Source organism: Nocardia sp. NPDC058497, from assembly GCF_042720195.1.
Lineage (GTDB): Bacteria > Actinomycetota > Actinomycetes > Mycobacteriales > Mycobacteriaceae > Nocardia.
Window position 1 is genome coordinate 1 of sequence record NZ_JBHXMY010000236.1, and the last position, 8619, is coordinate 8619.

General features: G+C 68.3%; 10 protein-coding genes and 1 pseudogene. 9 read left to right on the plus strand and 2 right to left on the minus strand.

Translation table 11 applies throughout. The features are described 5' to 3' along the window. Positions 1-90: 90 nt before the first annotated feature. Positions 91-723: pseudogene (locus tag ACFWPJ_RS17270) on the minus strand (crotonase/enoyl-CoA hydratase family protein); the annotation flags it as partial. 91 nt (positions 724-814) lie between these two features. On the opposite strand from ACFWPJ_RS17270, the gene ACFWPJ_RS17275 reads away from it, so the two are divergent. From ACFWPJ_RS17275 to ACFWPJ_RS17290, 4 genes are all read left to right on the plus strand, one after another. After that, complete coding sequence (locus ACFWPJ_RS17275) at positions 815-1417, plus strand: TetR/AcrR family transcriptional regulator (protein WP_378852436.1); 603 nt, start codon at positions 815-817, stop codon at positions 1415-1417. A gap of 78 nt (positions 1418-1495) precedes the next feature. Continuing rightward, on the plus strand, positions 1496-2065 hold the full coding sequence (locus ACFWPJ_RS17280; protein ID WP_378852438.1) for a TetR/AcrR family transcriptional regulator: 570 nt from the start codon (positions 1496-1498) through the stop codon (positions 2063-2065). Positions 2066-2138: 73 nt separating this feature from the next. After that, positions 2139-3161: a medium chain dehydrogenase/reductase family protein gene (locus ACFWPJ_RS17285; protein ID WP_378852440.1), complete on the plus strand. Its 1023-nt coding sequence runs from the start codon at positions 2139-2141 to the stop codon at positions 3159-3161. Positions 3162-3189: 28 nt separating this feature from the next. After that, a complete protein-coding gene (locus tag ACFWPJ_RS17290; RefSeq protein WP_378852442.1) occupies positions 3190-3792 on the plus strand; it encodes an ABC transporter permease in 603 nt (200 codons plus the stop codon). 62 nt (positions 3793-3854) lie between these two features. Here ACFWPJ_RS17290 and ACFWPJ_RS17295 read toward each other — a convergent pair whose 3' ends face one another. Next, a complete protein-coding gene (locus ACFWPJ_RS17295; protein ID WP_378852444.1) occupies positions 3855-4763 on the minus strand; it encodes a DUF5994 family protein in 909 nt (302 codons plus the stop codon). A 143-nt stretch (positions 4764-4906) separates the two neighbouring features. Between ACFWPJ_RS17295 and ACFWPJ_RS17300 the strand changes: the two genes are divergently transcribed. From ACFWPJ_RS17300 to ACFWPJ_RS17320, 5 genes are all read left to right on the plus strand, one after another. Further along, a complete protein-coding gene (locus ACFWPJ_RS17300) occupies positions 4907-5599 on the plus strand; it encodes a TetR/AcrR family transcriptional regulator C-terminal domain-containing protein (protein ID WP_378852446.1) in 693 nt (230 codons plus the stop codon). 111 nt (positions 5600-5710) lie between these two features. Next, complete coding sequence (locus tag ACFWPJ_RS17305) at positions 5711-6898, plus strand: fatty acid desaturase family protein (protein ID WP_378852448.1); 1188 nt, start codon at positions 5711-5713, stop codon at positions 6896-6898. 68 nt (positions 6899-6966) lie between these two features. Further along, positions 6967-7815, plus strand: coding sequence for an SDR family NAD(P)-dependent oxidoreductase (locus ACFWPJ_RS17310; RefSeq protein ID WP_378852450.1), 849 nt, complete (start codon positions 6967-6969; stop codon positions 7813-7815). 81 nt (positions 7816-7896) lie between these two features. Then, positions 7897-8262: an ArsR/SmtB family transcription factor gene (locus ACFWPJ_RS17315; protein WP_378852452.1), complete on the plus strand. Its 366-nt coding sequence runs from the start codon at positions 7897-7899 to the stop codon at positions 8260-8262. Then, positions 8259-8588, plus strand: coding sequence for an aquaporin (locus ACFWPJ_RS17320; RefSeq protein ID WP_378852454.1), 330 nt, complete (start codon positions 8259-8261; stop codon positions 8586-8588). Before ACFWPJ_RS17315 ends, ACFWPJ_RS17320 begins: the two co-directional genes overlap by 4 nt. Positions 8589-8619: the final 31 nt, after the last annotated feature.

Here is an 8619-nt window from a genome sequence, read left to right on the forward strand (position 1 = left end):
AAATTATTGTCGTGTGAGGCTTACTTTGTTTATATGTAACTGGGTAAACATCTTGTGTGTGTCTGGCTCGTCTCAGGTGTGGTCCCCCACCATGCCCGCGGCGGGGATGCCCCAGACGCGGGTGGGCGGGTAGCCGATCTTGGTGTCGTCGGCGCAGATGATCTGGTCGGCGTGCAGCGCGATGTCGGTGCCGCCCGCGATCGCGAAGCCGTGCAGTTTCGCCACGGTCGGCTTGTTCGCGTGCATGAGGCTGGCGAATCCCTTGGTGAACCTGCTCATCATGGCGAAGTCGATCATCGGGTCCCAGGTGCCCTGCGGATTGTGATTGACGGCGTTGACCACCGGATCGAGCACGGTGCCGGTGACCTCGTCCGGTCCCTCCGCGCCCGCGAAGCCCTGCTCGGCGAATATGTCGAGGTCGTAGCCGCCGCAGAACCCTTTGCCGCGGCCGGACACCACGATGACGTGCACGCGCGGATCCAGGTCGGCCCGCTCCACCGCGTGCGCCAGATCCCGCGGGGTGTGCGGGGTGATCGCGTTGCCCTTGTCCGGGCGGTTGAAGGTGATCCTGGCGATCCGCCCGTCCCGCTCGTAGGTGAGCGTGGAGTACTCCCGCTCGTAGTCGGGGTCAGGGCGATGCCGCCACGGCGAATCGGGCCCTTCGGTCCAGTTCTCGTACCAGGGCGCGGGCTGGTCGCCGGAGTTCGTGCTGCTGTTCGACACGGTGGGGTCCTTCTGGATTCGAGGTGCCGGGAGGGAGAATCTGCCGAAAGCATGGCGGGTCGGAGTCGGCCGACGACGAGAAGGGCCCGACTTGGCAACGCGCGAAGAACAGAAGCAGGCCACCCGAGCCCGCATCCTCGACGCGGCGACCGACCTGCTGGTGCGGCGCGGCTACTCCGCACTGACCACCGTCGCCGTGCAGGAAGCGGCCGGACTCAGCCGCGGCGCGCTGCTGCACCACTTCCCCACCATCGCCGAACTGTCGAAAGCCCTGGTGCAGAACCTGGTTCAGCGCAACGAACAGGCAGCGCTGGCCGCGGCGGCCCGGTTCGACACCGACGCCGACCCGGTCGACCGGGCGCTCACCGCCCTCTACGAGTCGATGACCCGCCCCGTCGCCCAAGCCGAGATGGAACTCTGGGCGGCCGCCCGCACCGACCCGGACCTGGCCGCCGCACTCCAGCACGCGGAACGCGCTGCCGGCCGCGACCTCGTCCGCGTCGTCGACGAACTGTTCGGCCCCGAGGTGGTGGCACATCCGCGCTACCCGGTGATCCGCGATCTCACAATCACCGTGCTGCGCGGCACCGCGGCCGGCCGAGCCCTGCACACCTCCGAGAATTCGGCCCACACCACCCTGCGCGAGTGGGCCGCCATCGTCCGGACCCTGCTCGCCGACCCGATGCGTCGGTGACGATCCACAGGGGTACCAGCGATCTCCCTCACCGTTGGGGCTTGCCCCTTCAGAATGAGTGAGTGTACAGTCACTCACATGAGCAAGAGCGGAGTCACCCTCTCCCGATCGGATCTGCGGCGCGATGCCGTGGTCGATGCCGCGATCATCGAGTTCGCCAGGACCGGTTATCACGGCACGCCGATCAGCACGGTGGCGGCGACAGCTCAGATCTCGCCCGCGTATGTGTTCAAGCTGTTTCCCGGCAAGGTCGCGCTGTTCGTGGCGGCGCTCGAGCGGTGCTTCGACCGGATCGCGGCGGCGATGTCGGCGGGCGCGGCGCGGTCGAATGCCGAGAGTCCCGAACAGATCCTGTACGACATGGGCGGGGCCTACGCCGAGCTCATCGGCGACAACAGTCTGCTGATGCTGCAGGTCCACGCGCAATCCGTGGCTGATGTGCCGGAAATCGGCGCGGCGATGCGGGACGGGCTGGCCAGGGTGACCGAGCTCGCCAAGCAGCGCTCGGGCGCCGCGGACGAGTACGTCCAGCGGTTCATCGCCTTCGGGCAGCTCTGCCACCTGATCACCACCCTTGGCCTGGACGGCAACGACAGTCCCTGGGCCCAGATCGTCACCGCGGGCATCCGCCACCCCGGAGCTCACTGACCCCTGACTGCCCCCTCGCGGGGCATTTTTTCGACCCATCGAGTGATTGACCAGTCACACACTAGGAGTTCTCATGTCCACCACCGCCACCGAAATCGTCCTGCCCGGCCGCGTCGAACCCGACGGCCTGCTGGTTACCCGGCGTGATCTGCCCGCGCCCGGCGCCGGGCAGGCACTCGTCCGGGTCGAGGCGAGCGGTGTCTCCTTCGCCGAGCAGCAGATGCGGCGGGGCAAGTACTACGACCAGCCCGCCTTTCCCTTCGTGCCCGGCTACGACCTGGTCGGCACCGTCACCGCGGTCGGGGCGGATGTCGACCCTGGCCTGATCGGCACCAGGGTCGCCGCGCTGACCAAGATCGGCGGCTGGGCCAGCCATGCCGTGCTCGAGGCGGCCGACCTGGTCGCGGTGCCCGCGGCGCTCGATGCCGCCGAGGCGGAAACCTTTGTCGTCAACGGGATCACGGCCTGGCAGATGCTCTTCCGGACCGCGCAGGTGCGGCCGGGGCAGACGGTGCTGGTGCACGGCGCCAACGGCGGGGTCGGTTCGACGCTCGTACAGCTGGCCCGCGCCAACGGAATTCATGTCATCGGGACCGCGTCGGCGCGCAATGCCGAGGCCGTACGGGCGCTCGGTGCGACCTGGGTCGACTATCGCGGCGATGTGCCGCAGCAGGTCCGGGCACTCGCCCCCGACGGCGTTGACGCCGTGTTCGATCACGTCGGCGGCCCCGGCATCGCCGACTCGTTCGCGCTGCTCGCGCCGCACGGCACGCTGGTCTCCTACGGCACCGCGGCCACCAAGAACGACGCGGGCAATTCGCGACTGCCGGTGCTGAAGCTGCTCGGCCGGATCCTGCTGTGGAATGCGTTGCCCAACAAGCGCAGTGCGCACTTCTTCAATCTGTGGGCGGGCAAGCGCGACCGGGCAGGCTTCCGCGCCCGCATCACCGAGGACCTGGGCCAGGTCTTCGATCTCGCCGCGCGGGGCGACCTGCGCGCTCAGGTCGCCGCCCGCGTCCCGCTGGCCGAAGCCGCCCGCGCCATGGAACTCGCCGAGTCGGGCACCGTCGTCGGCAAAGTCGTCCTCGTCCCCTGAATCCCCACCACCGCACAGGAGAACCGTTATGTCCCAGCATGTTTCCACCACCGAGACCCGTCCGTCCGCGCTGCGCGTCCTGCTCGACAACCGTCCGTCGTACCTGAGTTTCGGGATGGCGTGGCTGGTCGGCCACGGCGCGTATGCCCTGTCCCACGGTGACGATCCCCTCCTGCGGTTGCCCGCCGCGGTGCCGAGCGCGCTGCTGATCGCCGGGCTGGCGATCGCGATGGTCGTCACCAGCATCGTGACGATGAAGGCCCAGCGCGGTGTCACCGGTAGGGACGCGATGGTCGGCAATCTGCTCGCCGTGTCCTGGCTGATCGGTTTCGGCGCGCTGTTCTTCGTCATCAGCGCGCTGAGTTCGGCACTGGCCCAAGACGATCTGAAGATGCTGCTGTGGCCGACCGGCTCCGGCCTCATCGTCGGCCTGCTCTACCTCGCAGGCGGCGCCGCCTACCGCGACGTCCTGCAATACGCCCTCGGCGCCTGGCTGGCCCTCACCTCCTCGGCCGCCCTGTTCCTCGACGGCGCCAGCCCCTACTGGGTCCTGGCCATCGCCGGCGGCGGCAGCTACTTGGTCGCCGCGGCCCTCGAACCCCGCCGCCGCGCCATCGCCATCGCCGCCTGAACAAGAACCAACACCCCGACCGGTATCGCCGGGCGGGGTGTCGGCGCACGCATGACGCGGTGTCAGCCGGTGGGCGGGTGGTGGGTGACTCGGCCTGCGGCGTGCAGGAGCTGGGCGTTGGCGACGTCGGCGGGGGTGTCGGCTGCGATCACCAGCAGGGTGAGGTGGATGCCGTCGACGCCGACGAGGTGCATGGTGTCGGGGAGCTGGTCGACGTCGGGGGCCTGCAGGTCGACGTCGTCGGGGTGGTCGATGCGGCGCTGGTTGCGGCTGGTCGCGTTCCAGTCGAAGCTGATGCGCGCGGTGCGGCCGAGGCGGGGTGTGAGGGCGCTGATCAGGTCGTGGAGTTCGGCGGTGAGATTCGCCGTCCGGGGCCACCACGCGCCGTCGAACAGTTCGGCGTGACTTTCGTGGGCGCGCAACAGAAGTCGCGGGGTGCGGGTCGGTATGTCGAACGGCTGCCGGTCCTGGTCCGGCGCGCCCATGGCCTGGTGGTTGGTGATGTGGCGCGGACGCTCCGGCGCTTCCGGAGCTGCTTCGGGTTCGGGGGCATCGGATGCGGCGGCCATCAGGGACTCGTGGGCGAGGTGCTCGTCGGTATCGGCGGGGATCACCTGCAGCACAAGCATGCTCGCGTCGCGGCCGAACACGTACATCGTGTTCCACACCTCGAAGTGGTAGGAGTCGAGCCGGACCGTCTCCCCCGCGACCGTGATCCGCGCCGGCGCCTGCGCCCAGCACGACGCGTCGTAGACGACGCGCCAGACCGGGCCGAGCCGCACACTCAGCACCGCGAGCAGATCGGGCAGTTCGGCGGCCAGGTCGTCCGACCGTGGCCACCACGCGCCGTCGATGTATCGATCCGCCGAGGAGCGTGACCGCATCCGCAGCCGCGGGGTGTACATCGGCGGGACCTGATGGCGGGCAGGCGCCGCGGCGGGGCCGGGTCGGTGGTCGTCGCGGATGCGCATGTCGATCGGTCCTTTCGTCCGGGATCCGAGGAATCGGTATCAGCTCCGGAGACCTGTACCACTCAAGTACACGCCGACATCCCACCCTTGTCAACGTTGTAGGTCTACACTGACAACCACAACCAACAGACGGAGGTGCCGCCATGGCCGAGGACTCGACAGATGGCGCCCGTCGTCCCGCGAGCACCGTGACCAGGGCGTCCGTTCTGGCCGCCGCGCTCATGATCGTCGATCGCGACGGCATCGACGGGCTGTCGATGCGCAGGCTGGCCGAGGCCGTCGGCCGGGATCCGATGGTGATCTACCGGCATCTGCCGAACAAGGCCGCCGTCCTCGACGGCGTGGCCGAGCTGGTGTTCGAACAGCTGGTGGTCGACGCGGACGACCCCGACTGGACGGCACAGTTGCGCGCGGTCGCCCGCTCGTTCCGCGCGGTGGCGCTCGCGCACCCGAATGTCGTTCCGCTGCTGGTGACCCGGCCGTTGTCGACCCCGCTGGGCATGCGGCCGATCGCGGTGGTCCGCCCGCTCGAGCACATCCTGCAGCTGCTCACCCGGGCCGGTTTCACCGGCGCCGACGCACTGCACGTCTACCGCGCACTGTTCGGTTTCCTCTACGGTCACGTGCTCAACGAGCTCCAGGAAGTGGTGGAGCGGCCGGAGGAATCCGACGAGGTCCTGCGGCTGGGCCTGCATCGGTTGCCGATCACCGAGTTCCCGCTGGTGCGCGAACTCGCCCCCACTCTGGCCGCCTACGACGGCGCCGCCGAACTCGAACGCGGGCTCGACATCCTGCTCACCGGCCTCACCGCGACACTCCCGGACCCGGCCCGCTGACCCCCGGCTCGCGCCGACCGCGTCACGTGGGCGTCTATGTCGTACGTCAACGTTGTAGACGACTGCTGTAGAAGTCCGTAGAATCGGGGCTACGACCAGGCGAGGACCCCCATGGCCATTACCGAAGTCGCGGTCTACGCGCACCTGAGCAAAGCCGATGTCGAGGCGCTCGGCGAGGAACTCGATGCGATCCGCCGCGACATCGAGGATCGGCGCGGCACCCATGACGCCGACTACATCCGGCGCACGATCGCGTTCCAGCGCATCCTCGACGCGAGCGCGCGACTGCTGCTGGCCTGCACCGGGTCGCGGCTGGGCTGGCTCGCCGGCACCTCGGCACTGGCCACGGCCAAGAGCATCGAGAACATGGAGATCGGGCACAATGTGTCGCACGGCCAATGGGATTGGATGAACGATCCCGAAATCCATTCCCGCACTTGGGAATGGGACATGGCCGGGGTGTCCTCGCAATGGCGGTACTCGCACAACTACCGCCATCACATGTTCACGAACGTGGTCGGCATGGACGACGACGTCGGATTCGGCGTCCTGCGCGTCACCAGGGATCAGCAGTGGCGCCCGCGCCTGCTCCTGCAACCGCTGCACAACCTGTTCCTGGCAGCCACTTTCGAGTGGGGCATCGCACTGCACGGCCTGTACTCCGAGCGCGACCGCGCGCCGACGGAGCCCGAGAAGGCCGCGCACACCAGGGCTTTGGTCCGCAAGATCGGCAGGCAGGCGGCCAAGGACTACCTGTTCTTCCCGATCCTCAGCAGACGGCACTGGCGACGCACCCTCGCCGCCGGCATCACCGCCAACGCACTGCGCAACCTCTGGGCCTACGTCGTCATCTTCTGCGGCCACTTCCCCGACGGCGCAGAGAAATTCACCCCCGCCGCGATCGAGCACGAGACCCACGGCGAGTGGTATCTGCGCCAGATGCTCGGCACCGCCAACTTCGACGCCGGACCGGTGCTGGCCTTCCTCAGCGGCCACCTCTCGCATCAGATCGAACATCACCTGTTCCCCGACCTGCCCAGCAACCGCTACGCCGAGATCGCGGTGCGGGTGCGCGCGCTGTGCGACAAGTACGACCTGCCCTACACCACCGGCCCGCTGCCCCGGCAGTACCTGCTGAGCCTGCGCACCATCAACAAACTCGCCCTCCCCGACTCGTTCCTCCTGGCGACCAGCGACGACGCACCCGAAACGGCCTCCGAACGCAAGTTCGCCGCAGCGGCGCCCACCGAGCCCGGGCCGATCCGGCGCGGACTTCGCACCGCGCTGCGTCGGGGCTGACAAGCGCGAGTGTCCGCTGGTCGCCGGTTGCTGGAATACGGCCGGGCGACGGAATACAATTCCGCTCTATGGCGACCAGCGCGTCAGGGAAGATCGCAGTGGTGACCGGAGGCGCTTCCGGCATCGGAGCCGCCCTTGCCACCGCACTGGTAGACGCGGGTGCCGAAGTGTGGCTTGCCGATCGTCAAGGGGAGGCCGCCGAGGAACTGGCGCAGCGTCTGCGCAGCCGCGGCGGAAAGGCGCACGCGCTCGAGGTCGACGTGCGCAGCTACCCGTCGTTCCAGCGAGCAGTCGACGACATCGTGCGACAGTCGGGTCGGATCGACTACCTGTTCAACAATGCGGGTATCGCGGTCGGCGGGGAGATCGACTCCTACTCACTCGATGATTGGAACGACGTCATCGACGTCAATCTGCGCGGCGTCGCCCACGGTATCCAGGCTGTCTACCCGGTCATGATCAGACAGCGCTCGGGACACATCGTGAATACCGCCTCGATCGCCGGGCTCATCACCACCGCGGGCCAAGGCAGTTACGGCGCCACCAAGCATGCTGTCGTTGCCCTTTCGATGGCGTTGCGTACCGAAGCACAACGACACGGCGTGCGGGTCTCGGCGCTCTGCCCCGGTGTGATCCGGACTCCGATTCTGACCGGCGGCAAGTACGGCCGGATAAACATGGGCGGCGTCAGCGAGGAGAAGATCCTCAGCCTGTGGGAGCGGTTTCGGCCGATGGCGCCGGAGAAGTTCGCCGAACGCGCACTGCATGGCGTGCTTCGCGGAGAGGCGATCATCGTGGTGCCCAAGTGGGCGAAGGTGCCCTGGTACCTGGAGCGGATGTCCCCGGCGCTCGGCAGGCAATTCGCGAAAGGCATGGTTACGCGCATCAGGCGCGATTTAGGGCCCGACGCCTCCTGACCACTCGGTCGGCGAGCGGCGGTGGCATGGTTCACCAGTTGTTTGCTTGCCAATGGGTTCGATGTCCATCAATATCGATGGGTGTCGAATCCATCCCTGCCGCTGTCGGCGAGCGCGCCGCCGTGCGAGGTCGCCCCGCTTGCCCGTGAACCGCTGTCCGCCGAGTCGGCCGCCGAGCTGGCGGGTGTGTTCAAGGCGCTGTCGGATCCGGTGCGGTTGCGGCTGCTGAGTCTGGTCGCCAGTCGCCAGGGCGGTGAGGCCTGTGTCTGCGATCTGTCGGCGGGGTTCGAGCTGAGTCAGCCGACCATTTCCCATCATCTGAAGGTGTTGCGCGAGGCGGGGCTGCTGTCGAGCGAGCGGCGCGGGTCCTGGGTGTATTACCGGATCGAACCGCAGTCGCTGGCGCCGCTGGCTCGGCTGCTCGACGGCACGGCCGTGGCGCGATGACCGACGTTCGACGTCGGCTCCTGGCCGAATTCGTCGGCACCGCGGCGCTTGTCGCGATCGTCGTCGGGTCCGGGATCGCCGCCCAGCAGCTCACCGGTGATGTCGCCCTGCAGTTGCTGGCCAACTCGATCGCGACCGTGTTCGGGCTCGGGGTGCTGATTGTGGTGTTCGGGCCCGTCTCCGGAGCGCACTTCAATCCCGTGGTCTCTCTTGCGGATTGGCTGCTCGGGCGACGGCACGGCACCGGTTTGGGCCTCGTCGAGGTCACTGCCTACGCGGTCGCGCTAATCACCGGGCCGGTGTGGGGGGGGGGGCGGGGGCGATAGATTGTTGGATCGGGGGGCTGGGCGTGTGTGG

What these genes read in the sequence shown, in the direction of transcription:
- ACFWPJ_RS17280 (WP_378852438.1), top strand. Translation starts at nt 1,496, where the DNA reads ATGAGCAAGAGCGGAGTCACCCTCTCCCGATCGGATCTGCGGCGCGAT.
- ACFWPJ_RS17285 (WP_378852440.1), top strand. Translation starts at nt 2,139, where the DNA reads ATGTCCACCACCGCCACCGAAATCGTCCTGCCCGGCCGCGTCGAACCC.
- ACFWPJ_RS17290 (WP_378852442.1), top strand. Translation starts at nt 3,190, where the DNA reads ATGTCCCAGCATGTTTCCACCACCGAGACCCGTCCGTCCGCGCTGCGC.
- ACFWPJ_RS17295 (WP_378852444.1), bottom strand. Translation starts at nt 4,763, where the DNA reads ATGCGCATCCGCGACGACCACCGACCCGGCCCCGCCGCGGCGCCTGCC.
- ACFWPJ_RS17300 (WP_378852446.1), top strand. Translation starts at nt 4,907, where the DNA reads ATGGCCGAGGACTCGACAGATGGCGCCCGTCGTCCCGCGAGCACCGTG.
- ACFWPJ_RS17305 (WP_378852448.1), top strand. Translation starts at nt 5,711, where the DNA reads ATGGCCATTACCGAAGTCGCGGTCTACGCGCACCTGAGCAAAGCCGAT.
- ACFWPJ_RS17310 (WP_378852450.1), top strand. Translation starts at nt 6,967, where the DNA reads ATGGCGACCAGCGCGTCAGGGAAGATCGCAGTGGTGACCGGAGGCGCT.
- ACFWPJ_RS17320 (WP_378852454.1), top strand. Translation starts at nt 8,259, where the DNA reads ATGACCGACGTTCGACGTCGGCTCCTGGCCGAATTCGTCGGCACCGCG.